Origin of the sequence: Pseudomonas sp. p21 (assembly GCF_001642705.1) — a bacterium.
Classification (GTDB): Bacteria; Pseudomonadota; Gammaproteobacteria; order Pseudomonadales; family Pseudomonadaceae; genus Aquipseudomonas.
Window position 1 is genome coordinate 360,216 of the sequence record NZ_LWBV01000001.1, and the last position, 25,854, is coordinate 386,069.

General features: G+C 64.4%; 22 protein-coding genes and 2 pseudogenes. 12 read left to right on the forward strand and 12 right to left on the reverse strand.

Annotation, left to right across the window (positions count from 1 at the left end; translation table 11 throughout):
- Positions 1 to 4 precede the first annotated feature (4 nt).
- On the reverse strand, positions 5 to 307 hold the full coding sequence (locus A4C63_RS01755; RefSeq protein ID WP_063911255.1) for a DUF3565 domain-containing protein: 303 nt from the start codon (positions 305 to 307) through the stop codon (positions 5 to 7).
- Between A4C63_RS01755 and A4C63_RS01760 the strand changes: the two genes are divergently transcribed.
- Positions 306 to 791: a peptidylprolyl isomerase gene (locus A4C63_RS01760; RefSeq protein WP_003259610.1), complete on the forward strand. Its 486-nt coding sequence runs from the start codon at positions 306 to 308 to the stop codon at positions 789 to 791. The two genes, A4C63_RS01755 and A4C63_RS01760, sit on opposite strands and share 2 nt — an antisense overlap.
- A gap of 144 nt (positions 792 to 935) precedes the next feature.
- Positions 936 to 1,418 (forward strand): glutathione peroxidase, encoded by a 483-nt coding sequence (locus A4C63_RS01765; RefSeq protein ID WP_063911256.1) that lies wholly within the window; start codon positions 936 to 938, stop codon positions 1,416 to 1,418.
- A gap of 64 nt (positions 1,419 to 1,482) precedes the next feature.
- Here A4C63_RS01765 and A4C63_RS01770 read toward each other — a convergent pair whose 3' ends face one another.
- Positions 1,483 to 2,673 (reverse strand): glycosyltransferase family 1 protein, encoded by a 1,191-nt coding sequence (locus A4C63_RS01770; RefSeq protein WP_063911257.1) that lies wholly within the window; start codon positions 2,671 to 2,673, stop codon positions 1,483 to 1,485.
- 301 nt (positions 2,674 to 2,974) lie between these two features.
- Here A4C63_RS01770 and A4C63_RS26970 point away from each other — a divergent pair.
- Both A4C63_RS26970 and A4C63_RS26975 read left to right on the forward strand, forming a co-directional pair.
- Positions 2,975 to 3,574: pseudogene (locus A4C63_RS26970) on the forward strand (PAS domain S-box protein); the annotation flags it as partial.
- Positions 3,575 to 3,802: 228 nt separating this feature from the next.
- Positions 3,803 to 4,162, forward strand: a pseudogene (locus A4C63_RS26975) (methyl-accepting chemotaxis protein); the annotation flags it as partial.
- 133 nt (positions 4,163 to 4,295) lie between these two features.
- Here A4C63_RS26975 and cysZ read toward each other — a convergent pair.
- A complete protein-coding gene (gene cysZ / locus A4C63_RS01780; protein WP_025337719.1) occupies positions 4,296 to 5,024 on the reverse strand; it encodes a sulfate transporter CysZ in 729 nt (242 codons plus the stop codon).
- A gap of 330 nt (positions 5,025 to 5,354) precedes the next feature.
- Here cysZ and trxB point away from each other — a divergent pair, with 330 nt between their 5' ends.
- The gene (trxB, locus tag A4C63_RS01785; protein ID WP_025337720.1) at positions 5,355 to 6,317 is read left to right on the forward strand and encodes a thioredoxin-disulfide reductase; all 963 of its coding nucleotides are present in this window, start codon (positions 5,355 to 5,357) and stop codon (positions 6,315 to 6,317) included.
- Between the two features lie 165 nt (positions 6,318 to 6,482).
- Here trxB and nadC read toward each other — a convergent pair whose 3' ends face one another.
- Positions 6,483 to 7,331 carry a carboxylating nicotinate-nucleotide diphosphorylase gene (gene nadC / locus A4C63_RS01790; RefSeq protein WP_025337721.1) on the reverse strand — a complete coding sequence of 283 codons (849 nt, stop codon included), beginning with the start codon at positions 7,329 to 7,331 and terminating at the stop codon, positions 6,483 to 6,485.
- Between the two features lie 241 nt (positions 7,332 to 7,572).
- Between nadC and A4C63_RS01795 the strand changes: the two genes are divergently transcribed.
- The 3 genes from A4C63_RS01795 (at position 7,573) to ampE (ending at position 11,278) form a co-directional block, all read left to right on the forward strand.
- The gene (locus A4C63_RS01795) at positions 7,573 to 9,702 is read left to right on the forward strand and encodes a DUF1631 domain-containing protein (protein WP_063911259.1); all 2,130 of its coding nucleotides are present in this window, start codon (positions 7,573 to 7,575) and stop codon (positions 9,700 to 9,702) included.
- A gap of 176 nt (positions 9,703 to 9,878) precedes the next feature.
- Positions 9,879 to 10,451 (forward strand): 1,6-anhydro-N-acetylmuramyl-L-alanine amidase AmpD, encoded by a 573-nt coding sequence (ampD, locus tag A4C63_RS01800; protein WP_063911260.1) that lies wholly within the window; start codon positions 9,879 to 9,881, stop codon positions 10,449 to 10,451.
- A complete protein-coding gene (gene ampE, locus A4C63_RS01805) occupies positions 10,448 to 11,278 on the forward strand; it encodes a regulatory signaling modulator protein AmpE (RefSeq protein WP_063911261.1) in 831 nt (276 codons plus the stop codon). Before ampD ends, ampE begins: the two co-directional genes overlap by 4 nt.
- A gap of 128 nt (positions 11,279 to 11,406) precedes the next feature.
- On the opposite strand, the gene A4C63_RS01810 is transcribed toward ampE, so the two are convergent.
- Complete coding sequence (locus A4C63_RS01810) at positions 11,407 to 12,183, reverse strand: TatD family hydrolase (RefSeq protein WP_063911262.1); 777 nt, start codon at positions 12,181 to 12,183, stop codon at positions 11,407 to 11,409.
- 2 nt (positions 12,184 to 12,185) lie between these two features.
- Positions 12,186 to 13,181, reverse strand: a complete 996-nt coding sequence (cra, locus tag A4C63_RS01815; RefSeq protein ID WP_063911263.1) for a catabolite repressor/activator — start codon at positions 13,179 to 13,181, stop codon at positions 12,186 to 12,188.
- A 284-nt stretch (positions 13,182 to 13,465) separates the two neighbouring features.
- Between cra and ptsP the strand changes: the two genes are divergently transcribed.
- Genes ptsP through A4C63_RS01830 form a run of 3 tightly spaced genes read left to right on the forward strand, consistent with a single transcriptional unit; the run spans position 13,466 to position 19,002 of the window.
- The gene (gene ptsP, locus A4C63_RS01820; protein WP_063911264.1) at positions 13,466 to 16,318 is read left to right on the forward strand and encodes a phosphoenolpyruvate--protein phosphotransferase; all 2,853 of its coding nucleotides are present in this window, start codon (positions 13,466 to 13,468) and stop codon (positions 16,316 to 16,318) included.
- Complete coding sequence (gene pfkB / locus A4C63_RS01825) at positions 16,319 to 17,266, forward strand: 1-phosphofructokinase (RefSeq protein WP_063911265.1); 948 nt, start codon at positions 16,319 to 16,321, stop codon at positions 17,264 to 17,266. It begins immediately after the preceding gene.
- Positions 17,263 to 19,002 carry a PTS fructose-like transporter subunit IIB gene (locus A4C63_RS01830; RefSeq protein WP_063911266.1) on the forward strand — a complete coding sequence of 580 codons (1,740 nt, stop codon included), beginning with the start codon at positions 17,263 to 17,265 and terminating at the stop codon, positions 19,000 to 19,002. The genes pfkB and A4C63_RS01830 overlap by 4 nt, the downstream gene beginning before the upstream one ends.
- 121 nt (positions 19,003 to 19,123) lie before the next feature.
- Here A4C63_RS01830 and A4C63_RS01835 read toward each other — a convergent pair whose 3' ends face one another.
- Entirely contained in the window at positions 19,124 to 19,345 is a 222-nt protein-coding gene (locus tag A4C63_RS01835; RefSeq protein ID WP_015268980.1) for a DUF3820 family protein, read from the reverse strand.
- Positions 19,346 to 19,548: 203 nt separating this feature from the next.
- Here A4C63_RS01835 and A4C63_RS01840 point away from each other — a divergent pair, with 203 nt between their 5' ends.
- A complete protein-coding gene (locus tag A4C63_RS01840; RefSeq protein WP_063911267.1) occupies positions 19,549 to 20,019 on the forward strand; it encodes a PA2169 family four-helix-bundle protein in 471 nt (156 codons plus the stop codon).
- Here the strand turns inward: A4C63_RS01840 and A4C63_RS01845 are convergent.
- The 5 genes from A4C63_RS01845 to A4C63_RS01865 form a co-directional block, all read right to left on the reverse strand.
- On the reverse strand, positions 20,016 to 21,506 hold the full coding sequence (locus A4C63_RS01845; protein WP_063911268.1) for a sensor domain-containing diguanylate cyclase: 1,491 nt from the start codon (positions 21,504 to 21,506) through the stop codon (positions 20,016 to 20,018). The genes A4C63_RS01840 and A4C63_RS01845 overlap by 4 nt on opposite strands.
- Before the next feature lie 233 nt (positions 21,507 to 21,739).
- Positions 21,740 to 23,074 (reverse strand): OprD family porin, encoded by a 1,335-nt coding sequence (locus A4C63_RS01850; protein WP_063911269.1) that lies wholly within the window; start codon positions 23,072 to 23,074, stop codon positions 21,740 to 21,742.
- Positions 23,075 to 23,279: 205 nt separating this feature from the next.
- Positions 23,280 to 23,504: a hypothetical protein gene (locus A4C63_RS01855; RefSeq protein WP_063911270.1), complete on the reverse strand. Its 225-nt coding sequence runs from the start codon at positions 23,502 to 23,504 to the stop codon at positions 23,280 to 23,282.
- Positions 23,505 to 23,811: 307 nt separating this feature from the next.
- Positions 23,812 to 25,200: a heavy metal sensor histidine kinase gene (locus A4C63_RS01860; protein WP_063911271.1), complete on the reverse strand. Its 1,389-nt coding sequence runs from the start codon at positions 25,198 to 25,200 to the stop codon at positions 23,812 to 23,814.
- Complete coding sequence (locus A4C63_RS01865; RefSeq protein WP_063911272.1) at positions 25,175 to 25,849, reverse strand: heavy metal response regulator transcription factor; 675 nt, start codon at positions 25,847 to 25,849, stop codon at positions 25,175 to 25,177. The genes A4C63_RS01860 and A4C63_RS01865 overlap by 26 nt, the downstream gene beginning before the upstream one ends.
- Positions 25,850 to 25,854 lie beyond the last annotated feature (5 nt).

Here is a 25,854-nt window from a genome sequence, read left to right on the forward strand (position 1 = left end):
GAAATTAACGGCCAAGGGTAGCGCTATCGGCCCCTTGTGCGCACCAGCCGCAAGCGAAAGGCTGGCCGATGCGCTGCGCGCGCTGGGCCGGGTCGAGCACCCAGGGGCGTGCCTGCCACGGCGGTTGGTGGCGCAGGTGCTGGGTGTGGCCGCAGGACAGCTCGACCACCCAGTGGCCTTCTTCGTCCTGGTGGAAGCCGGTGATCCGACTGATGGGCCGTTGCTCGTCCGCAGTGCGTTCGCAATCGGACGATGGCTTGGTTACACTTGTGCGCTCTACATACTTTTGCAAAAGGTCTTGCCCCATGCTGATCGCCGCCAACAAGGCTGTCTCCATCGACTATACCCTGACCAACGACGCCGGGGAGACCATCGACAGCTCCGCTGGCGGTGCACCGCTGGTTTACCTGCACGGTGCCGGAAACATCATCCCGGGCCTGGAAAAAGCCCTGGAAGGCAAGCAGGCCGGTGACGAGCTGAACGTTTCCATCGAGCCGGAAGATGCCTACGGCGAATACCTGGCCGAGCTGGTCAGCACCCTGAACCGCAGCCTGTTCGAAGGCGTCGACGAGCTGGAAGTGGGCATGCAGTTCCACGCATCGGCGCCGGATGGTCAGATGCAGATCGTCACCATCCGCGACATCGATGGCGACGACGTGACTGTTGACGGCAACCACCCGCTGGCCGGTCAGCGCCTGACCTTCCAGGTCAAGGTAGTCAACGTGCGTGACGCCAGCGACGAAGAAATCGCTCACCGCCACATCCACGGTGAAGGTGGCCATCACCACTGATTTTCTGCGCTAAGCTCAGAAAGTCGCCAGGCGCTCGGGCAAGCCGATTTGCCTTCCTACGGGAGGTGGACGGTTTGGACGAGCGCCTTTTTAGTGGGCGAAATTTGCCTGCGCGGCAACCGGGAACCTGAGAGGGGATTCATCATGAGTGCATTTCACGACCTGAAACTGGACGCGTTGAACGGCGGGGAGCTGCCCCTCGCACCGTTCAAGGGCCAAGTGGTGCTGGTGGTCAACGTTGCCTCCAAGTGTGGTCTCACGCCGCAATACAAGGCCCTGGAGAACCTCTACCAGGACTACAAGGACAAGGGCTTCAACGTGCTTGGCCTGCCGTGCAACCAGTTTGCCGGCCAGGAGCCTGGCAGCGAAAAGGAAATCCGGGAGTTTTGCAGCCTCAACTACGGGGTGAGCTTCCCGCTGGGTGCCAAGCTGGAGGTCAACGGGCCGGGGCGCCATTCGCTGTACCGCCTGCTGGCGGGCGAGGGGGCAGAGTTTCCGGGCGACATTACCTGGAACTTCGAGAAGTTTCTGGTCGGCAAGGATGGGCGGGTACTGGCACGCTTCTCACCGCGTACTGCGCCGGATGACCCGGCTGTGGTGCAGGCTATCGAGAAGGCGCTGGGCTGAATAGCGCCTGACACAATATTTTCGGTGCCTGTGAGATCGAGCGCCGCGTGGGCGGCGCTCGATCTCACAGGCGCTGCACATACTGCGTCGGACCCTCAGCCGCCCCCCCGCTTTGCCGACAGGCACTGTACAGATACCCCTCAAACTGCTCGACAATCCCTGGCCAGCCCTGGCGGCTGGCATGCCGCCGCGCATTCAGGCGCACCCGGCGCAACGTCTCCTCTTCTTCCAGCAGCCAGCAGGCAGATTCGATGAACGCTGCCTGATCCCCCGGCATGGCCAGTGCACCGCTGTGGCCATGGCGAATATGCTGCGCAGCGGCCGCTTCGTCATACGCGACCACCGCCAACCCCGAGGCCATGGCTTCGAGCACTACATTGCCAAAGGTTTCGGTCAGGCTCGGAAACAGGAACAGGTCACCGCTGGCATAGTGTTCGGCCAGCACCTCGCCGCGCTGGGCACCGCAGAACACGGCATCCGGTACCTGCTGTTCCAGGGCGGCACGCTGAGGGCCGTCACCCACCATGATCAGGCGCAGGCGCTTGTGTGGATACATTTTCTTCAGGGCCTCCAGGCATGGGCGCAGCAAGCCCAGGTTCTTTTCTGCCGCCAGCCGACCGACGTGCAGCACGGCGATGTCATCCGCGCCAAGCCCCCAGCTTTCCCGTAATGCAGGGCTGCGCCGGGCCGGGTTGAACAGGCAGGCATCGACCCCCCGGGCCAGCAGTTCCAGGCGCTCGAAGCCGCGGCGTTCAAGCTCCAGGCGCTGGCTGAGGCTGGGCACCAGAGTGATCGCCGTACGCCGATGGAACCAGCGCAGGTAGTGGGTGAGCAGGCGCGTCAGCAGGCCCAGCCCGTATTGGCCGGAGTACTGCGGGAAGTTGGTATGGAAACCACTGACCACAGCCACCCCCAGGCGCCGGGCCGCGCGCAGTGCGCTGAGCCCCAGCGGCCCCTCGGTGGCGATGTACAGCACATCCGGGCGCTGCCGGCGCCAGCGGCGCAACAGCTTGTGCATCGACACCTCGCCCCACTGCAAACCCGGGTAGCCAGGCAGGGGCCAGCCACGGCACAGCATCAGGTTCGGGTCGTTGTGCACCGGGGCTTCACCGGCCTGGCGCGGGCGCACCACCTCGATCTCATGGCCGCGTTGGCGCAACCCTTCGCTGAGGCGGCCAAGGGTATTGGCCACGCCGTTGATTTCGGGTGGGAAGGTTTCGCTGACCAGGGTAATGCGTAGGGCGGGTGTGTTCATGAAAAAAAGTTTCCGCCTGCTGGGTTGCGCCAATGTGACTGCCATGTGACGTACTGATGACGCCTGATTGCCGACGCTTTTCGCTTTGTGAATTTTTCCTTGCAGGCCGCTCAAGAGGGGGCACCGACAGCCGATGCAGATGCATTCGACGATGCGCTCCAGGAGAGCGGTGATGTTCAACAACAAGCTCAAGCAAGAAATCCGGCAGCTGCGCGAAGACCTGATGTCCATCGAACAGGTCAAGAGTAGCCTCGACAGTGAGATGCTGGTACTGCAACTCGACCCTCAGGGGCGGATCGAGATGGTCAACGGCAACTTCGAGAGCGAGATGCTCTACCGTGCCGAACAATTGCTTGGACGCAACATCGAGGACATCGTCCCTGCCCATGTGAAGACGCTGGATTTCTACCAGCGCATGAAGGGCGCCATCAGCCGCGGTGAACACCTGAACGGTGCATTCCGCCTGCTGCGCGGCAATGGCCAGGAAGCCTGGTTACGGTCGATCCTGCAGCCGGTCAAGAACAGCGAGGGGCGCATCAAGTATTTCACGCTGCACTCCAGCGATCTTACCCGCACCATCGAGACATCCCGCGAGCACGAAAGCCTGATCAAGGCCCTGATGCGCTCCACCGCCGTGATCGAATTCGACCTCGACGGCAACATCCTAACCGCCAACGATCGATTCCTGACCACCGTCGGTTACCGCCTGGAACAGATCCGTGGCAAGCATCACCGCATTTTCTGCGAGCCGGAGGAGGCAAATTCGGCCGGCTATCAGGCGTTCTGGGACAAGCTGCGCCGTGGCGAGTACGTTGCCGAGCGCTTCAAGCGTATCGATGCCCACGGCCGGGTGGTCTGGCTGGAAGCTTCGTACAACCCGATCTTCGATGCCCATGACGTGCTGTACAAGGTGGTCAAATTCGCCACCGTCATCACCGAGCAGGTCAATCAGGAGCAGGCGGTGGCCGAGGCGGCAGATGTCGCCTACAGCACCTCGCTGGGTACCGATGCCAGCGCCCGCAAAGCCACCGATGTGGTCACCCAGAGCGTCAGCGTGATGCGTGGGCTGGAAGCTTCGATGCAAGAGGCGGCGGAGGGCATCCAGGCGCTTGATACCCAGTCGCGGGTGATCGGTTCCATCATCAAGACCATTAGCGACATTGCCGGGCAGACCAACCTGCTGGCGCTGAACGCGGCCATCGAAGCGGCCCGCGCCGGCGAGCAGGGGCGGGGGTTTGCCGTGGTTGCCGATGAAGTGCGCCAGCTGGCCTCACGCACCAGCACCGCCACCGAGGAAATCGCCCGGGTGGTGCAGCAGAACGAGCAACTGGCCCAGGCGGCAGTGGCGATCATCGACACCAGCAAGCGCCAGGCCGAGCAGGGGCTGGCGCTGGCGGACGAGACGGGGAGCGTGATTGTCGAGATCCAGGACGGGGCGAAACGGGTGGTGGATGTGGTGGGGCAGTTTTCCAGCCGGTTGGGGCAGTAAGGGCGTCACCACCATGCCCAGTTTTTCAATGCCTGCGCGTTTCCTGTGGGAGCGGGCAAGCCCGCGAAACAGGCGCCGCGCTGGATGGCACGGGCTACGCCCGTGTTCGCGGGCACGCCCGCTCCCACAGGGATCAGTTCCGCTCCCGCACCCAGAACAACGTAGCGCCGGCCACCGCCGCCGGCATCATCAGCACGTTGACCAGCGGAATCATCAGCGCCAGATAGGTGATGCCGCCAAAGCCTAGCGACTGCCAGCGCTTCTGGCGCAGCCAGGCGAGCATGTCCTGCCAGCTCATCTTGTTGTTGTCCGCCGGGTAGTCGATGTACTGGATCGCCATCATCCACACCCCGAAGATCAGCCAAAGCGGCGCCGCCACCACGTTGACCACCGGGATCAGCGACAGGATGAACAGGCCTATGGCCCGCGGCAGGAAGTAGCCCAGCTTGCGCATTTCACGGCCGAAGGTACGCGGTACCATGGCTACCAGTTCGCCCCAGCTGAACGCCGGGAAGTTGTCCTGGCCACGCACCACCACCTCGACCTTTTCCGCCAGAAAGCCATTGAACGGCGCGGCAATGATGTTGGCCACCAGGGTGAAGGTGAAGAACACCATCAGCACCACCAGGGCGACGAACAGCGGCCAGAGGATGTAGGTCAGGAAGCTCAGCCAGCTCGGCAAGCTCGGCATCAGGGCGTCCACCCACAGGCTGAACTGGTGGCCGGCGAAGTAGATCAGGCCGCCAAACAGCAGCAGGTTGACCGCCAGCGGCAGCAGCACGAACAACCGCAGATTGGGGCTCAGCACCAGTTTCAGGCCTTCGCGCAGGTATTGGGGGCCAGAGAGTACAGGGGCTTGCATCGAGAGACTCCGCAGAGAAGGAAAACGCGCTGACCTTACCGAGTTTGCGGCGCCGACGAAAGGCGGGCAGCAGGCGGGAAACGGGCTGTAACAAAAGCAGCAGGGCTTGGCTATCGATGAATTCGCTGAATAGACGATGGCTATGAGGTGGATTGTCGAAGGATATTTCCTTAATCTTTGCGACCTCGCTACAGTGCGCTCAACTTTCCGCTTTATGGGCCTGCGCGTTGTAGCCTTCCCCAAGTGCTGCGTGGGTCCTTTTTAATTTTCCAGCTGGCGCAGCCGGTATACCGAAGCCGGCCCCTGCGGCCCGCTCGACAGGAGTTCGACATGTCTGAAGTACGTCATTCGCGCGTCATCATTCTCGGTTCCGGCCCTGCCGGTTACAGCGCCGCGGTGTATGCCGCCCGTGCCAACCTCAAGCCGCTGCTGATCACCGGCATGCAGGCCGGCGGCCAGCTGACCACCACCACCGAAGTCGACAACTGGCCGGGCGACCCCCACGGCCTGACCGGCCCGGCCCTGATGCAGCGCATGCAGGAGCACGCCGAGCGTTTCGAAACCGAAATCGTCTTCGACCACATCAACGCCGTCGACCTGGCCAACAAGCCGTTCACCCTGCAGGGTGACAGCGGCAAGTACACCTGCGACGCGCTGATCATCGCCACTGGCGCCAGCGCCCGCTACCTGGGCCTGCCGTCGGAAGAAACCTTCATGGGCAAGGGCGTTTCGGCCTGCGCTACCTGCGACGGTTTCTTCTACCGCAACAAGCCGGTTGCCGTGGTTGGCGGCGGCAACACTGCCGTGGAAGAGGCGCTGTACCTGGCCAACATCGCCAGCAAGGTGACCCTGGTGCACCGTCGCGATACCTTCCGCGCCGAGAAGATCCTGGTCGACAAGCTGCACGCCCGTGTGGCCGAAGGCAAGATCGAGCTCAAGCTCAACGCCACCCTGGACGAAGTGCTGGGTGACAACATGGGTGTGACCGGTGCGCGCCTGAAGAACAACGACGGTAGCAGCGACGAAATCAAGGTTGACGGCGTGTTCATCGCAATTGGCCACACCCCGAACACCTCGCTGTTCGAAGGCCAGCTGACCCTCAAGGACGGCTACCTGGTGGTCAACGGCGGCCGTGAAGGCAATGCCACCGCCACCAACGTCGAGGGCGTGTTCGCCGCCGGTGACGTGGCTGACCACGTTTACCGCCAGGCCATTACCTCGGCCGGTGCCGGCTGCATGGCGGCGCTGGATGTCGAGCGCTACCTGGATGGTTTGGCCAACGCCTCGTTCTGATGCGAGAGCGTCGGGGGCCGCTTTGCGGCCCATTCGCAGCACAAGGCTGCTCCTACAAGGGATAACATACTTCCTGTAGGAGCAGCCTTGTGCTGCGAATGGGGCGCAAAGCGCCCCCCTAAAAAAACCGGCTCGATGGCCGGTTTTTTTGTGTCCGCAATCAGCTCACAGGCTCAAGCGCATCGACAGATCCACTGCCTTCACATCCTTGGTCATCGCACCAATCGAGATGTAGTCCACCCCAGTCTCGGCAATCACTCGCAAGGTTGTCTCGTTGACCCCGCCACTGGCTTCCAGCTTGGCTTTGCCCGCGGTAATGCGCACGGCTTCGCGCATCTCTTCCAGGTTCAGTTCGTCGAGCATGATGATGTCGGCGCCGGCGGCCAGCGCCTGGCGCAGTTCATCCAGGCTTTCCACTTCGATTTCCACCGGCTTGCCCGGCGCAATGCGGTGCGCCGCCGCCACGGCCTCGGCCACGCCGCCGCTGGCGGCGATGTGGTTTTCCTTGATCAGGAAGGCGTCGTACAGGCCGATGCGGTGGTTGTCGCAACCGCCGCAAGTCACTGCATACTTCTGCGCCAGGCGCAGGCCCGGCAGGGTCTTGCGGGTGTCCAGCAGGCGCACCTGGGTGCCTTCCACCAGGTCGGCCAGGAAGCGCGCACGGGTGGCCACACCCGACAGCATCTGCAGGAAGTTCAGCGCACTGCGCTCACCACTGAGCAGCGAACGCGCGGGGCCCTCCAGATGAAACAGCGGCTGGTTGGCCGTGGCGCGCTCGCCATCGGCCACCTGCCAGTGCACGGCCACGCGCGGGTCGAGTTGGCGGAACACGGCATCGACCCAGGCGGTGCCGGCGATCACGCAGTCTTCGCGGGTGATGATGGTCGCCTTGGCCAGGCGCTCGGCCGGGATCAGCTGCGCAGTGATATCGCCACTGCCGATGTCCTCCAACAGCGCGCGGCGCACGTTGGCTTCGATTTCAGCGGTCAGGTCGGCAAGGCGTAGGTTCGGCATGGTCGGCTCCACAAGCTAGATGCCCGCGATTATAGGGCAGGGGGCCAGCGTGTACAGCCGCCTTGGCGATGACCTTTGGTCGGCCGGTGTGAGCAACCGGGGTAAACCCGGGTCACTCGCCAGCCTGTGAAACGGCGCTGGCAGCGGTGCGGATTTTTACCGATAATGTGACCAGTATTTGGCGTCATGAGTTTGACGATCTTCAGCCCCTTCGGGCGAGACACCCTGCAAGGAGTCCAGGATGCAAAAAGAAGGCAAGGTGGTGCCCTTGGCGGCAGCCATCGACCGAGGCGGGCGTACGCCTCTGCCTTGCCTTCCGGTATTGCTCCTGCAGGTACGCGACAAGGCCGCCTTGCAGTTGCGTCAGGGTTTGCAGGACTTGTTCGACAACGCCGACGACACCCTCTTCGAGATGGCCGACAAGGCGTTCGATCGCAGTGACCAGAACCTGTACTTCGAGGCCATGCGCGACCTGCGCCTGAAGCGCAAGAGCATCGAGCGCGGTTTTCTCGACACGTTCCATGATGCCTTTGCCCGTATCGGCCAGATTGACCTGCTGGCGCACCTGCTCGAGCCGGGCAACCTGCGCAGCAAAGCCCAGGTGGAGCGGGCCGCCGCGATCGAAGGCATGGTCGCGCAGGTGCTGTCACGCGACGGCGTTGCCCTGCAGCAACTGGGCCTGCGCTTGCAAGCACTGCTCAACCGCCCCCTGCACGAGCAGCACAACCCGCTGGGGCCCGCTGCGCTGTGCGGTTACTTCCTCGACGCTGGCCGCAACCTGGGGGTTGGCCTGCGGGTCAAACTGGTCCTGCTCAAACTGTTCGAGCGCTATGTGCTGCGCGATGCCGAAGTGATCTATGGTGAAGCCAACCAGTTGCTGGCTGCCGCTGGTGTGCTGCCCGAGTTGCCGCCGGCACCGCGCCGGCGCGCCGAAGATCGGCGCATGAGCGCACGACGTGGGCCGGCGAACCTGGGACATGAGGTGGGCGCGGACGCAGCAGGGCAGGTTTTCTTTGCCTCGTTGCAAACACTGCTGGCCCCGGCGCGTGGGCAGTTCGCGCCTCGTTTGCAGGCGATGGCCGCCGCCCAGCCAATCAGTACCGCCGACCTGCTGCGCCTGCTTTCGCATTTGCAGCACTACGTGCCTGCCACCCACGAGGCTGACGATTTCGAGCTTGGCCAACAGCTTGAACAATTGCTGCTGCGGGTCAGCGTGCGCAGCGGCACACGCCGGCGCATCGATGTGGCCGACGAGGACATGATCAACCTGATCGGCCTGCTGTTCGCCTTCATCCAGAACGACGACAACTTGCCGGCCAGCCTGCGCGCGCTGATCGCACGTCTGCATATTCCGCTGCTGAAAGTGGCCCTGCTGGACAAGGGGCTGTTCAGTCGGGCCAGCCACCCGGCCCGCCGGCTGCTCAACGAGATCGCCGGCGCGGCCATCGGCTGGGAATGCGGCGGCGATGGCCTGCGTGACAGCCTGCACCTGCGGGTGGAGCGTATCGTCCAGCGCCTGCTCAATGATTTTGCCGAAGATATCAGCCTGTTCGCCGAACTGCTCGAAGACTTCCTCGTTTTCAACCAGGACGAACGGCGGCGCAACGAGCTGCTTGAACAACGCACCCGCGACGCCGAAGAAGGGCGTGCCCGGGCCCAGCAGGCCAGGCAGCAGGTGCAGCACGCACTTAACCAGCGTCTGCGTGGCCGAGTATTGCCGCAGGTGGTGGTACAGATGCTGGTGCAGGCCTGGAGCCAGGTGCTGCTGCTGGCATGGCTCAAGCAGGGCGAGGCATCCCAGGCCTGGCGGGATGCATTGCAGACGATGGACATGTTGCTGGCCAGCATCACCCCGCCACATGAGCCGCAAGCCTTGCTGCAGCAGGTGCCGGGCCTGCTCAAGGCACTGCGCGATGGCCTGGCCAGCGTGGCCCTGGACTCGGCCGCGACCCGCGAATTCTTCCTGCAGCTGGAGCAGTTGCACCTGCGTGCCTGTGCAGGTGGCGCGGGCCAGCCCCAGGGCGACGTACTGGTGGCCGAGGACATCGTGCTGGCGATTGCCGAAGAGCCCGCTTGCGCACCGTTGCAGGTTGCCGACGGGCAGGCTGTGGCGCTGCGCCAGGTGCAGCGCTTGCGTATCGGTACCTGGGTCGAGGTGCTGGACGAGGACGAACCGCTGCGCTGCAAACTGGTGGCGCGCATCGACAGCAGCGACCGGTTGGTGTTCGCCAACCGCACCGGCATGAAAGTGCGCGAATGGAACGGTGCCAGCCTGGCCCAGGCACTGCACCGGGGCGACGTGCGGGTGCTGGATGACGGGCTGTTGTTCGAGCGGGCGCTGGAGGCGGTGCTCGACGGGCTGCGGCGGTAGGCGCAACTGTGTGGGAGCGGGCGTGCCCGCGAAACAAGCGCCGCGGTGGATGGCACCGGCTGCGCCGGTGTTCGCGGGCACGCCCGCTCCTACAGCATTACAATGATTCACATGCAAACGCCGTTGGCCGCAGGGCATACTGTTAACCTGTTCACGGCGTTTTCAGGATCTGCCCCATGCAATTGGACCGTGCCACTGGCTGGTTCCACGGAATCGGAATCACCCACTGCCCCTCGCCGAACTTCAATGCCCGCCCCGAAGGCGAATCGATTTCCCTGCTGGTGATCCACAACATCAGCCTGCCGCCGGCCTGTTTCGGCACCGGCAAGGTCCAGCAGTTCTTCCAGAACCGCCTGGACCCCGACGAACACCCGTACTTCGCCAGCATCAACCACCTGACCGTGTCGGCGCACCTGTTCGTCGAGCGTGACGGTGCGGTGACCCAGTTCGTGTCGTTGCTCGACCGCGCCTGGCACGCCGGTGTGTCGTGCTTCGACGGGCGTGAAGGCTGTAACGATTTCTCCATCGGCATCGAACTCGAAGGCACCGACGACCTGCCCTATACCGATGCCCAGTACGCGGTGCTGGAGCAGCTTACCCGGCACATTCGCGGTGCCTGGCCGGCCATCGGCCTGGACCGCATCCAGGGCCATAGCGACATTGCCCCGCAGCGCAAGACCGACCCAGGCCCGGCCTTCGACTGGCCGCGCTACCGCGAAGCGCTGCAGCAAAACGAGGACAAGGCATGAGTTTTCTGGTGTTGTTGCTGGCGCTGTGGGTCGAGAAGTTCTCGGCCCTGCGCCAACAGGTGCAGCGCGACGGGTTCTTCCTTGGCGAACTGGTACGCCTGGAGCGCAGTGGCAAGGTGCATCCGTGGTGGACGCTGGCGATCCTGGTGTTGGCACCGGTAGCGCTGCTGGTATTGCTGCTGCATGTGCTGGACCCGGTGGCGTACGGCTTGCTGGCGTTGCCGGTGCACCTGCTGGTGCTGATCTACAGCCTGGGCCGCGGCGATGCCAAGGCATCGCTGGGGCCGTTCCGCGATGCCTGGCGGCGCGGTGATGACCAGGCCGCGTTGCACGTGGCCGAGCGCGACCTGGGGCTGGCGGCCGACGAGCCGCACAGCCTGTTGGTGCGGGTGCAGGGCAACCTGCTGTGGCAGGTGTACCAGGGCTTTTTCGCGGTGATTTTCTGGTACTTCGTGCTGGGCCCGGGCGCAGCGCTGGCCTATCGCCTGCTGGCGCTGTGTGGCGAGCACAGCAAGCAACCGATGTTGAAGGCCCGTGCCGAGCAGTTGCGGCATATCATGGACTGGCTGCCGGTGCGGGTGCTGGCCTTGAGTTTTGCCCTGGTTGGCAACTTCCTCGCGGTCACGCGGGTGATGCTGCACGAGGTACTCAACTGGCACATCAGCGCCGCACACCTGGTGGCGCGGGTCGGGCGCATTGCCGATGACATTCCCGAGGAAGAAGACAGCCAGCGCGGGCTGGGGCGGCTGGACAGCCTGTGGGAGCTGCTGCTGCGCTGTGCGGTGCTGTGGTATGCCGGGTTTGCGCTGTGGACGGTGCTTGTCTGAACTGGCTCACTGGCTGCTTCGCGGGCTTGCCCGCTCCCACAGGTACTGCGCCGGTCTCAAGATTTGCGCGGTCCCTGTGGGAGCGGGCAAGCCCGCGAAGAGGCCCGCGCAGGCAATAACCCTCTCAGCTACCAGCCAAACAACTCGCAAGCATTGCGGGTGCTGGCTTCAGCCAGCTCCGCGACATCCACACCCATCACCTGCGCCAGCGCCCCGGCAATCTCCGGCAGGTGCTCCGGGCTGTTCCTCATCCCTGGGTACATGACCGGCGCCATGTCTGGTGCATCGGTCTCCAGCACCACGCTGTCCAGCGGCAACTGCGTCAGGGTCTTGCGCAGCCGCAGCGCCTGTGGCCAGGTAGCCGCACCGCCAAGCCCAAGCCGGAAGCCCTGCTTGATGTACTCGCGGGCCTCTTCATAACTGCCGGCAAACGCATGTATCACCCCCGCCCGCGCCGGCTTGTAGCGCTTGAGCGTGGCGATCACCTGGGCATGGCTGCGGCGCACGTGCAGCAGGGCGGGCAGTTCGAAGTCGCAGGCCATCTGCAGTTGCGCTTCGAACAGGTCCTGCTGGCGGGCCTTGTCCAGGTCTTCGAGGTAGTAGTCCAGGCCAAACTCGCCCACGGCACATAGCCGTGGGTTGCCATGCAGGCGCTCCAGCCATTCGCGCAACTGCACCAGGTGCTCCGGGCGATGCTGGTCAAGGTAGATCGGGTGCAGGCCGAGTGCGGCGAACAGGTGCTGGTCGGCGCAGGCCAGGTCCCACACCCGCTGGAAATTCGCCTGGTACACCCCCAGCACCACCATCCGCTCCACCCCGCGCTCCGCCGCGTTGGCCAGCAGGCGCGGGCGGTCGGCGTCGAAGTCGGGGAAGTCCAGGTGAGTGTGGGTGTCGATCAGGCGCATGTTCAGGCCACTGTAATGCGTTGCTTGAACGTTCGACCGACGGCATGTACACCAGGTTCGTAGCGTTTGTCCTCGATCGCGGCCAGTGCCAGTTCCAGCGCGGTGGCGGCAATCAGGCCATGCTGCTGGGCCATGGCATTCACCGGCAGCGGCAGGAAGTCGAGCAACTGGTTGTCGCCAAAGGTACCCAGCTGCAGCTGGCGCGAGTCGGCAGGGCGGGCCTGCAGGGTGTCGAACACTCCTTGCAGCAGCACATAGGAGGTGGTAACCAGGGCATCCGGCAGGCCGCCGAAGTCTTCGATCAGCTGCTGCATCAAGCGCTGGCCGCACTCACGGCTGAACGCTTCGCCCTGATAGCGGCGAACTTCGCCGGCATAGCCTTGCAGGGCTTCGTCGAAGCCGCCGGCACGTGCCTGGCTGACCGACAGCTCGGGGCGTGCGCCGATCAGCGCGATGCTGCGCGGGGCGGCGTTCAGCAAGCTGGCGGCCAGTTGGCGGCTGGCGTCGCGGTCGTCGCTGATCACCGAGCAGAAGTGCGCAGGGTCCAGGCGGCGGTCGATGGCAATCACCGGCAGGCCTTTGTCCTGCAGTTCGCGGTAGCTGTCATCTTCCGGCGGCAGGCAGCTGGCGACGAACAGCGCGTCGCAACGGCGGGCGCGGAACAGCTGCTGCAACTGGCGTTCGCTGTCGGGCTGGTCGTCGCTGCTGGCAATCAGCAGCTGGTAGCCGCGGGCGCGGGCACCTTGCTCAAGCTGCTTGGCGATGCGGGCGTAGCTGGGGTTCTCCAGATCCGGGAGAATGAAGCCCAGGGTGCGGGTATGCCGGCTGCGCAGGCCAGCGGCCTGCGGGTTGGGGGTGAAGCCGTGGGCCTCGACCACCGCGCGTACCCGCTCGACAGTGCTGTTGCTGATGCGCTGCTGTTCGGCCTTGCCATTGATGACGTAGCTGGCGGTGGTCACGGACACACCGGCCAGACGGGCGATATCGCTGAGTTTCACCGAATTTTCCTTGTTATTACCGGGGCTGGCTGTGAGGCCTGACCGAGTAGTTTGACCCGGCGGGGGCGCCACGCGCAGACGACCATTGTCGCAATTGTCCGACAGGATGGGGCTTTTTCCTCGGCAGATTATCGAGTAACGTGGCCGTCTGGTCAGATTAATCGTTTCAGCTGCCGAATTTTCTGCCTCGGCTGCCATCCGTGCAAGGCTGTTGAACTGGCCGTTCATGTGAATTTCACAACAATACTCCAGTACCCGATCGGGAACTGCAAAAGGAGAAGGTCATGCTCGAGCTCGCCAAGGAGCAGATAGCCATGGGCCAGAAGGCCGCCGACAAGGCCGAGGCATTGCGCCTGCTGGCCGACCGGCTGGTCACTGACGGCCTGGTCGCCGAGGGTTACCTGCAAGGGCTGCAGGCCCGAGAGGCACAAGGCTCCACCTTCCTTGGGCAGGGCATTGCCATCCCCCATGGCACGCCGCAGACCCGAGACCTGGTGTACGCCACCGGCGTGCGCCTGTTGCAGTTCCCCGAGGGCGTTGACTGGGGCGATGGCCAGATGGTCTACCTTGCCATTGGCATCGCCGCCCGTTCCGACGAGCACCTGCGCCTGCTGCAACTGCTGACCCGCGCCCTGGGCGAGACCGACCTGGCCGAAGCATTGCGCCGCGCCGGCTCCGCCGAGGCGTTGCTGAAGCTGTTGCAGGGCGCGCCACAGGAACTGGCGCTGGATGCACAACTGGTCGGCCTGAACCTGCCGGCCGAAGACTTCGATGAACTGGCCTGGCGCGGCGCCCGCCTGTTGCAGCGCGCCGACTGCGTCGACAGCGGTTTTGCCGCCGTGCTGCAGCAGGCCGAGCCGCTGCCGTTGGGCGAGGGCCTGTGGTGGCTGCACAGCGAGCGTCAGGTGCGCCAACCGGGCCTGGCCTTCATTACCCCGCAGCAGCCGTTGCGTTACCGCGACCAGCCGCTCAACGGCCTGTTCTGCCTGGCCAGCCTTGGTGCTGCCCACCAGGCCTTGCTCGAGCGCCTGTGCGAAGTGTTGATCGAAGGCCGCGGGCAAATGCTCTACCAGGCCACCAGCAGCCGCGCGGTACTGGAAGTGCTGGGCGGTGAGGCGCCGGCAGACTGGCCCAGCGCGCGTGTCGTGCTGGCCAACCCGCACGGTTTGCATGCCCGCCCGGCAAAGGTATTGGCGCAACTGGCCAAAAGTTTCGAGGGGGAAATCCGTGTACGTCTGGTCGACAGCGCGCAGCCGGCGGTGTCGGTAAAGAGCCTGAGCAAGCTGCTCAGCCTCGGCGCCCGACGGGGCCAGGCGCTGGAACTGGTGGCTGAGCCAGGCATCGCCGCCGATGCCTTGCCGGTGCTGCTGGCCGCCATCGAACAAGGCCTGGGCGAGGAGGTGGAGCCATTGCCGCAGAGCGCGGCGCCCGTCGCCAGCGCAGCGGCCGAAGTGCTGCAAGCGCCCGAAGCCGGTAGCCGCATCCACGGCGTGGGTGCTGCGCCCGGTATTGCCAGTGGCCCGGCGCATGTGTGTGTCGAGCGTGAATTCGACTACCCTCTGCGCGGCGAGTCGTGCGCCCAGGAGCGGCAGAAGCTGCGTGAAGCCGTGGCGACCGTGAATGGCGAGCTGCAGGCCTTGGTCCAGCGCAGCGACAAGGCCATTGGTGAAATCTTCGTCACCCATCAGGAAATGCTCGCCGACCCGGCCCTGACCGACGATGTCGAGCAGCGCCTGGGCCAGGGCGAAAGCGCCGCAGCCGCCTGGATGGCGGTGATCGAGGCGGCGGCGCGCCAGCAGGAGTCGCTGCACGATGCCTTGCTCGCCGAACGTGCTGCCGACCTGCGTGACATCGGCCGCCGCGTGTTGGCGCAGTTGTGTGGCGTGCAGGCCCAGGCTGAACCCGAGCAACCCTACGTGCTGGTGATGACCGAAGTCGGCCCGTCCGATGTCGCCCGGCTGGACCCAAGCCGCGTCGCCGGTATTGTCACCGCCCAGGGCGGCGCCACCGCTCACAGCGCGATCGTCGCCCGTGCCCTGGGCATCCCGGCGGTAGTGGGCGCGGGGGCGTCGATACTGCTGTTGGACAGTGGCACGCCGTTGCTGCTCGATGGCCAGCGTGGCGTGGTCAGCGTGGCGCCGCCGGCGGATGAACTGCAACGGGCCCTGGCCGAGCGCGACCTGCGCGAGCAACGCTTGCAGGCCGCCTGGGCCAACCGCTTCGAGCCGGCGGTCACCCGCGATGGCCACGCCGTCGAGGTGTTCGCCAACATCGGCGAGAGCAACGGCATCGCCAAGGTGGTGGAGCAGGGGGCCGAAGGCGTGGGCCTGCTGCGCACCGAGCTGATTTTCATGGCCCACCCCCAGGCCCCGGACGTGGCTACCCAGGAAGCCGAGTACCGCCGCGTGCTCGATGGCCTCGACGGGCGCCCGCTGGTAGTGCGTACCCTCGATGTCGGCGGCGACAAACCGCTGCCGTACTGGCCGATCGCTGCCGAGGAAAACCCGTTCCTCGGCGTGCGCGGCGTACGCCTGACCCTGCAGCGCCCGCAGGTGATGGAAGACCAGTTGCGCGCCTTGCTGCGGGCGGCCGACCAGCGCCCGCTGCGCATCATGTTCCCGATGGTCGGCCAGGTGCACGAATGGCGCGAGGCGCGGGCCATGGTCGAGCGCCTGCGTGCCGAGATCCCGGTAGCCGACCTGCAACTGGGCATCATGGTCGAAGTGCCCTCGGCAGCGCTGCTGGCACCACAATTGGCGCGCGAAGTGGACTTCTTCAGCATCGGTACCAACGACCTGACCCAGTACACCCTGGCCATCGACCGTGGCCACCCCAGCCTCTCGGCCCAGGCCGACGGCCTGCACCCGGCGGTGCTCAACCTGATCGACATGACCGTGCGCGCTGCCCATGACCATGGCAAGTGGGTGGGCGTGTGCGGCGAGCTGGCGGCCGACCCGCAGGCGGTGGCTGTGCTGCTGGGCCTGGACGTGGACGAACTCAGCGTCGCCGCGCGCAGCATTGCCGAAGTCAAGGCCCTGGTCCGCCAGGCCGATTACCAGACGGCCCGTGCCCTGGCGCGCGAGGCCCTGCAACAGGACAGCGCCGCAGCGGTTCGCGCGCTGGTGGAGCGTTACTGAATGGCCAAGATCCTCACCCTCACCCTGAACCCGGCGCTGGATATCACCATCGGCCTGGATACCTTGCGCCCGGGGCAGGTCAACCGCAGTCAGGTACAGCACAGCCACGCCGCGGGCAAAGGGCTGAACGTTGCCCAGGTACTGGCCGACCTGGGGCACAGCGTCACGGTTGGCGGCTTCCTCGGGCGCGACAACCTGCAGCCGTTCGAGGCGCTGATCGGCTGGCGCGGCTTCGCCGACTGCTTTGTCCGCGTGCCGGGCGAAACCCGCAGCAACATCAAGCTGGTCGAGGCCGATGGCCGTGTCACCGACATCAATGGCCAAGGTCCGGAAGTTGACGAAGCGGCACGAAGTGCATTACTGCGCCGCCTGGCGCAGATCGCCCCGGGCCACGATGCGGTGGTGGTGGCTGGCAGCCTGCCGCGCGGGATCAGCCCCGACTGGTTCCGCCAGTTGCTCGAACAGCTCAAGGCGCAAGGCCTCAAGGTGGCCCTGGACAGCAGCGGCGAAGCCCTGCGTGCCGGCCTGCAGAGCTCGCCCTGGCTGGTCAAGCCCAATACCGATGAGCTGGGCGAGGTACTCGGCCTGGCTGTGGATAACCCAGCGCAGCAGCGCGCCGCTGCCGAGCAGCTGCTGGCCAGTGGCGTCGAACACGTGGTGGTGTCGGCGGGGGAGCAGGGCGTCAGCTGGTTCGCCCGCGACCTGGCCGTGCATGCTTGCCCGCCCAAGGTGCAGGTCGCCAGCACGGTGGGCGCAGGTGATTCGCTGGTGGCCGGCATGGTCCACGGCCTGCTGCTGGGCGAAGCGCCAGCACAAACCTTGACCCGTGCCACCGCGATCGCCGCCCAGGCTGTTACCCAGGTTGGTTTCGGCATCCGTGACCGCGAGCAACTGGCGCGCCTGGAAGCCGGTGTGCAACTGACAGAACAACAAGAGGGTTGCCGATGAACATTGCCATTGTCACTGCCTGCCCCAGCGGCCAGGTGTCGAGCGTGTTGAGCGCGCGCTTGCTATCCGCCGCAGCCCAGCGGCGCGGCTGGAGTACCAGCATCGAAGTGCAGGATGCCGGCCACCCCGAGCGGCAACTGAGTACCACGCAGATTGCCGAGGCCGACTGGGTGCTGGTGGTCAGCACCGGCCCGGTGGACCTGGCCCGTTTCGTCGGCAAGCGCGTGTACCAGAGCACGCCGTCCCAGGCTTTGGCCGACCGCGAAGGCTTTCTTGATGAAGCGGCGGCCAACGCCCAGCTGCTGGCCACAGTGCCAGGCAGACCGGCCGAAGCCGGCAGCGCTGGCGCACGCATCGTCGCCGTTACCGCTTGCCCGACGGGTGTCGCGCATACATTCATGGCCGCGGAAGCCTTGCAGCAGGCCGCACAGCAACTGGGCTACCAGCTCACCGTCGAGACCCAGGGCTCGGTCGGTGCGCGCAACCCCTTGCCTGCCGAAGCCATCGCCGCAGCCGATGTAGTGCTGCTGGCCGCTGACATCGAAGTGCCCACCGCGCGTTTCGCAGGTAAGCGCATCTACCGTTGTGGCACCGGTATCGCCCTCAAGCAGGCCCGTGCCACCTTGGACAAGGCCCTGGCCGAAGCCAGGGTGGAAAACAGCAGCGATGCCGCAGCGGCAACCACGCCAGCGAAGGGCGAGAAGACCGGGGTATACAAGCACCTGCTCACTGGCGTGTCGTTCATGCTGCCGATGGTGGTGGCTGGCGGCCTGCTGATTGCCCTGTCGTTCGTGTTCGGTATCGAGGCCTATAAAGAAGCGGGCACCTTGCCGGCCGCGTTGATGCAGATCGGCGGCGAGGCTGCGTTCAAGTTGATGGTACCGCTGCTGGCGGGCTATATCGCCTGGTCCATCGCCGACCGCCCGGGGCTGGCACCCGGCATGATCGGCGGCCTGTTGGCCAGTACCCTTGGCGCCGGTTTCATCGGTGGTATCGTCGCCGGCTTCCTCGCCGGTTACAGCGCCAAGGCCATTGCCCGCTGGGCGCGCCTGCCCAGCAGTCTGGAGGCACTCAAGCCGATCCTGATCATTCCGCTGCTGGCCAGCCTGTTCACCGGCCTGGTGATGATCTACGTGGTCGGCCAGCCGGTGGCGGCGATGCTGGAAGGTCTCACCCACTTTCTCGACAGCATGGGCACCACCAATGCCATCCTGTTGGGCCTGTTGCTGGGCGGCATGATGTGCGTCGACCTGGGCGGGCCGATCAACAAGGCCGCCTATGCCTTTTCGGTGGGGCTGTTGGCCTCGTCGAGCTATGCGCCGATGGCGGCGACCATGGCCGCCGGCATGGTGCCACCGATTGGCCTGGGTATCGCCAGCTTCCTGGCCCGGCGCAAGTTCGCCCAGAGCGAGCGCGAGGCGGGCAAGGCGGCCTTGGCGCTGGGGCTGTGCTTCATCTCCGAAGGGGCGATCCCGTTTGCTGCCAAGGACCCGCTGCGGGTAATCCCGGCCAGCGTGGCCGGTGGGGCATTGACCGGGGCTTTGTCGATGTACTTCGGCTGCAAGCTGATGGCGCCGCATGGCGGGCTGTTCGTGCTGCTGATCCCCAATGCGATCAACCATGCGCTGTTGTACTTGTTGGCGATCGTGGCGGGTAGCCTGCTGACGGCAGTGGTGTATGCGGTGATCAAGAAGAGCGAGCGGGTGGAGTTGGCGGTGGCGCCGGTGAAGGGTTAGAGATTTCAGCTGGCCTTACTGGCCTCTTCGCGGGCACGCCCTCTCCCACAGGTACTGCATGATCTTGAAGCTTGCAGTGAGCCTGTGGGAGCGGGCGCGCCCGCGAAGAGGCCGGAACAGATCAACGCCCGTGCTTCTGCCGCAACGGCACAAGCAGATCGCCCAGCCCGTTGTGGTCGATCTCATGCATCAACGCCAATAGCCCACCCAGTTCCCCCGCCGGGAAACCCTTGCGTGCAAACCAGGCCAGGTAATCCCCCGGCAGGTCGGCAATGATCCGTCCCTGGTACTTGCCAAACGGCATGGTGCGGGTCACCAGCAGTTCGAGTGTTTCCGGCTTCATCATCGGCGCACCTGGCTGTTGAAAAGCGCCGACCATACTGCAATCTGCACGAAGGCCCAAGCGGCAATCATGCAGAACGCCGGTTTCAGCATTTACTCTTGTCATCATATCTATTTGATTTAAAAGTATTTTATTGAGAGCACAAGGTTGGCACGAACGCTGCTCCCTTACAGATGACTATCACCTGCCAAGGAGTTCGTACCATGAGCAATCCCAACAAAGACGTGATCGATGTGCTCAACGACCTGATCGAGTACAGCAAGGATGGCGAGAAAGGCTTCAAAGCCTCGGCCGATGATGTGAAGAACCCCGAACTGAAAGCGTTCTTCGTTCAACGTGCCGGTGAGTGTGCCAATGCTGCCGGTGAACTGCAGAGCGAGGTGCGCCGCCTGGGGGGCGACCCGGAAACCTCCACCAGCATCAGCGGTGACCTGCATCGGGGTTGGGTCAACCTCAAGGCGATGGTGACCGGCAAGGATGAGGAAGCGGTGCTGAACGAGGTGGAGCGGGGCGAGGACCATGCCCTCAAGGCCTACAAGGAAGCCCGTGAGAAACTGGTGAAGCTGGGCCGCGGCGCCAGCGACCAGACCTACACCCTGGTGGAAAAACAGCTGCAAGGCGTGCAGCGCAACCATGACCAGGTCAGGGCCCTGCGCAACGCCGCCCGCGCCTAGTCGGCAGGCCCCTCTACCCGGTTGCGGCCTTTGGCCTTGGCCCGGTAGAGCGCTTCGTCCGCAGCACCCAGCACCCTCGCCAGGTCGTGCTGGGTGCCCGACAGTCCGATACCGATGCTCACGGTGACCGAGTGGGCATCGTCGGCAAACGGCGCCAGCGCCTCGACGCTGGCGCGGATGCGCTCGGCCAGCAGTCTCGCACCGGCCAGGTCGGTTTCCGGCAGCACTACCTGGAACTCCTCACCGCCATAGCGCGCCGCCAGATCGGCCGGGCGACGGATGCACGCCTCGATGGCCTTGGCCACTTCGCGCAAGGCATGGTCGCCACCCGCGTGGCCATGGCGCTGGTTGAAGGCCTTGAAGTGGTCAACATCCACCATCAGCACCGCCAACGGCGTGCGGTTGCGCTGGGCGCGGGCCCATTCCTGGCGTAGTACCTGATCCAGGTGGCGGCGGTTGGCCAGGCCGGTCAGGCTGTCGGTAGCGGCAAGGGTCGCCAGGCACTGTTCGGCCTCCTGGCGGCGGCGCAATTCGCGCCCCAGCAACAGTGTCAGCCAGAGAATTCCTACGCACAGTACGCCGGTGGCGACGCTGACGACGATCGCCGTGCGGCGCCAGGACTGGAACACCTCGTCGGCGGAGTGAGCCACCAGCACGATCAGCGGCAGCTGCGGGACTCGGGCAAAGGTATACATGCGCAGCTTGGCACTACTGCCAGAGCGGGCGGTGAAACTACCGCTCTGTTCGTTGAGTATGCGCTTGAAATTGGCGCGATTGGCGTAGTTGGTGCCTATAAGCGGATCCTGTGGCCGTGATGGCTGGCGGGCGAGCAGCTGTCCGTCGGCGTTGAACAGGCTGATGTTGCTGTCATCACCGATATCCAGGCGCCGGAACAGGTCGCTGAAGTAAGACAGGCGCAGCGCACCCGCTGCCAGACCAGCGAACTCGCCATTGGGGCCGGAGATGCGCCTGCTGAAACTGATGCACCAGTCCTGGTCGCCGAGCGTGGCCTTGAACGGTGGGCCCACCAGCAGTCCGAGGTTGGCATTGTGCAGGTGCGCCTGGAATACCCCGGTGTCGCCGAAGTTGGCTTTGCGTGGCACGCTGCTGGTGGAATCGCCCACCACGTTGCCTTGCTTGTCCAGCCACAGCACGTCACCGCGCTTGCGGTCGACGAAGGCTTCATTGAAGAGCAGGCGTTGGCGTACCGGGCCGGGAATTTCCGGCAGTTCCTTGCGCCCTACCGCCCAGATCAGGCCCTGCAGCGACTGGTCATAGAGTTCGACGTTGCGCAGGATGTCGCTTTCGATCAGTTGGACGATATTGTTGGACGAGCGGATCGCCGACAGTTCGACGTTGTCGCGCTCACGCGCCAGCAGGTAGCTGACGATGGCTACAATGGCGAGCACGGCAAGGCAACTGCCCAGGTTGAGGATCAGTTCAGGGTGTGACTTGTAGAGTGCGAAACGTGGAGATCGGGGGGTCATGCTCGCTACTGCGTGGGCAGGGCCATTCGCGGCGGCGACATTCTAGGGAAGCGGGGATTGTCGAACAACATTTGTCCGACGGAATCACGGTATACCTTGTTTTGGACTGACCACAAGCCCTGTGGGAGCGGGCATGCCCGCGAAGCAAGCACCGCGGTGCATGGCCCCGGCTACGCCGGTGTTCGCGGGCACGCCCGCTCCCACAGGTTGGATTTCTAGCTTGCGGTCCTGGATCAGAACACGTTCAACGGGTAATCCACGATCACGCGCAGTTCATCGTTGTCGCTGTTGCTGTCGATCGAAGCATAACCCTGGCTGCCACGGTGGGTGGCATAGCGCACCAGCACCGACAGGTCCTTCAGGTCTCCCTCCTGGAACACGTACTTCACGTCCAGGTCGCGTTCCCAGTGCATGGCGTTCTTGCCATCGGCACGGTAGTAGTCGTAGTGGGTGGTGTCCTGGGTAGCCTTGGTCAGGTCCGCTTCACCGCGCGAGTACGACAGCGCCGTGGTCAGGCCAGTGATACCGACACCGGTGAAGTCATAGTTGTACTGCAGTTTCCACGAACGCTCGTTCGGCGCGTTGAAGTCCGAGTACATGCGCGAGTTGTCCAGGTAGATGCTGTCGCCCAGGTTGATGTAGTCGAACGGCGTGTTGCCATTGACCCGCTGGTAGGCGGCAGTGACGCTGTGGAACCCGGCGTTGACGGTGAAGTGCACGCTGTAGGTGTTGTTGTCGATCTTGCCCAGCAGGGCCTGGCCGGTGTCCTGGGTGTGATAGAAGTGCACGCCCGGATTCAGGCTGACCAGTTCGTTGACCACGTAGGTGTAGTCGAAGTCGGCGTAGTACTGGTTCCAGATGTCCTTCAGCTCGGCTGCATACAGGTTGGCGGTAACGTTCGGGGTACCGCTCCACGACGCGCCGGCCCAGTTCAGGTGCTTGCTCTTGTCATGCTCGTCCAGCGAGCCGTAGTAGGTGTCGATGCGGCGGTGGCCGCTCTGGTTGTACGGCTTGGTGAAGCTGACCTGGCCGCCTTCGAGCAGCAGGCCGTCGATGCTGGTGTTGGTCAGGCTAACACCACGGAAGGTCTGCGGCAGCATGCGGGATTCGCCGCCGGCGATCACCGGGTTGGTCAGGAACAGGTCACCGGCTTTCAGCTCGGTGCCGAAGGCCTTGAGCTTGACTGCGGCACCGGCAGTGGAGAACGAGTGCGGGGCAGCACCCAGTTCGTCTTCGTTCTTCTGGTGGGTTGGCAGGATGCTGGTGCCAGCATGGCCGCCACCGCCGTCCAGTTTCAGGCCCAGCATGGCATGGGCATCCAGACCAAAGCCGATCACGCCCGGGGTGTAGCCCGACTCGAAGCGTGCAACCGCGCCCTGGCCCCACTCGCGGGTGTCGCGCACGCCGGCGTTGCGGTTGTCGCGGTTGAAGTAGGCATTACGCAAATGCAGGTTGAAGGACGAGCCTTCGATGAAGCCATCAGCCTTGTCTTCATCTGCCTGGGCGGCGAAAGGGATCGTTGCAGTCAACGCAATGAACAGCGGGGTAAAACGAAACGCGGAAGGCACCGGTACTAGCTCCTTTGGTCTGACGGTGGGGCAGTTTTTATTTTCGAATGTGCGTCTTTTTTATAGGTGAACGTTACAGCTGGGCTGATAGTTAAAGCACATAAAAAAAGCCGCTGATCGGCAGCGGCTTTAAAAGGCTAACATATCGGCACCGGTGGTGCCCATGGCGTAGCCAAGGGAAAACGGGAGCAGCGACAGCGCTTGATCAGCTGTCGGCATTGGCATCGATAGAAACCTTGGAAGCGGTCTGTTTTGCGTCTTTGACTGCGTCGGCCTGCTGTGCGGCTACGGCTTCGCGGAACTCTTGGTGGACTGCGGCAAACTCAGCGTTACGGGTGACGAACGCCTGGGATTCTTCGGCCATGGCCAGGGGCGACAACAACAGGGAAGACAGGACGAAGACGCTGGCAATACCCATACTGTTGGACATTTGAAACTACCTTCTTGCGGTGCAAGTGCTAATGAGGACGGGGGTAAAGTTAGTCCTTTCAATGCACTTGAAACAGAGCGAAGTGCGATAAGCACTGTTGCGCAAAAGGTAATTATCGCAGGAAAAGCAATTGGACTTTGGCCGCAAACCAGCATGCTAGACGCGCTACGCGTTCATTGTGGGAGCGGGCGAGCCCGCGAAGCAGGCACCGCGGTGGATGGCACGGGCTTGCCCGCTCCCACAAGGATTGCGGCTGTTTTCAGATTTTGAGCAAGGCAAATGTTCCCACAAGGACGGCGTTGGGTGCTCAGATATGGGCCGGCAGCCTGATACCAAAGGTATTGGCCCCAGCCGCACTACGCACAAACACCTCCCCACCATGCATCAGCGCAATCGCCTTGACGATCGCCAGACCCAACCCGTGGTTTCCCCCGCCGCTGTTGCTGCGTGCTGCATCCACCCGGTAGAAGCGTTCGAACAGCAACGGCAGGTGCTCATCGTCGATCGCCGGCCCCGGGTTGCTCACGGCGATGCTGACCTGCTCCGGCCCGGCAGCGATCTGCACCTCGATCACCTGGTGCGGTGCAGTGTGCTGCACGGCGTTGTTCAGCAGGTTGATCAGCGCCCGGCGCAGCTGCGCCTTTTCGATGGGCACCTGGGCATCGCCGCTCACGCTCACGCTGACCTGCGCGTCTTCAAGGATGTAGTCCAGGTAGTCGAGGGTGGTCGCCACTTCCTCGGCCAGCGAGGCCTGGGTCAGGGCGGTGGCCTTGCTGCCTTGGTCGGCGCTGGCCAGGAACAGCATGTCGTTGATGATGCTGCGCAGGCGCTCCAGTTCCTCAAGGTTCGATTGCAGCACTTCGAAGTAGTGCTCGGCGCTGCGCCCGCGAGTCAGTGCCACCTGGGTCTGGCCAATCAGGTTGGTCAGCGGCGAGCGCAATTCGTGGGCGACGTCGGCATTGAACGCCTCCAGCCGCGAATAGGCCTGGCTTACCCGGTCGAGCGCAGCGTTGAAGGCGCCGGCGAACTGCGCCAGTTCCGGGGCCAGGGCGTGGGTCTGCAGGCGACCGTCCAGGCGCGGTGGGGCCAGCGCCTGGGCCTCAACGGACAATGCCAGCAGCGGGCGCAGGCCGATGCGCGCCACCCAGTAGCCCAGCAGCGAGGCCAGCAGCACGCCAAGCACCGCCAGCCCGACAATCGCCACCAGCAGGCTGTGCTGGGCCTGCCAGAAGGTTTCGGTATCGATGCCGATCAGAAAGCGCAGCGGCGGTCGCTCACCCAGGGCCGGGAGCTCGCTGACCAGCACCTTGTAAGGGTAGGGCCGGTCGGGCAGGCGCAGGTCGCGCATGCCCTGTGCCCCTTCGGCGAAGGCGCGGACCAGCTCGCTGGGGTGGCCGTATTCGTAGGCCGGGTTGCTGCTGACCACCCAGAAGCGAATGCGCTTGTCCTCTTCACTGAGCAGGTTGAGCTTGTTGTTGATCTTGACCCAGTGCTCCGGGGTGCCGAAGCGGTTGAGGGTGGATTCGAGCACGCTGAAACGTGCATCCAGCTCCGCCTGCGGCAGCAGGTCGAGGCTGCGGTCGACCTGGCGGTACAGCGCCGAGCCGATCAGCAGGAACACGCCCAGCGCCACCAGGATGAACAGTGCCGACAGGCGCAGTGCGATGGAATTACCCGGCACGGTTTTCCAGGACATAGCCCATGCCTCGGATGGTGTGCAGCAACTTGTTGTCAAAAGGCCCGTCGAGCTTGGCACGCAGGCGCTTGATCGCCACTTCGACGACGTTGGCATCGCTGTCGAAATTGATGTCCCAGACCAGCTCGGCAATCGCCGTCTTCGACAGGATTTCGCCTTGCCGGCGGGCTAGCACGCTGAGCAGCGAGAACTCCTTGGCCGTCAGCTCCAGGCGCTGGCCGGCGCGCGTGACCTTGCGCGCCATCAGGTCGATCCACAGGTCACCCACCTGCACCTGCAGGGGTTCATGGTTGCTGCTACGGCGGGTCAGGGCTTGCAGGCGGGCGACCAGTTCGAGGAAGGAGAACGGCTTGCCCAGGTAGTCGTCGGCACCCTCGCGCAGGCCATGGATACGGTCTTCGACCCGTTCGCGGGCGGTCAGCATGATCACCGGCGTCTGCTTGCGCGCGCGCAAGGCGCGCAGCACGCCATAACCGTCCAGGCCCGGCAGCATCACATCCAGCACGATCACCGCATAGTCACCTTCCAGGGCCAGGTGCAGGCCGTCGATGCCGTCCCGCGCCAGGTCGACGGTAAACCCCTGCTCGCTGAGGCCGCGATGCAGGTAGTCGGCGGTTTTTTCTTCGTCTTCGATGATCAGTACACGCATGGTCT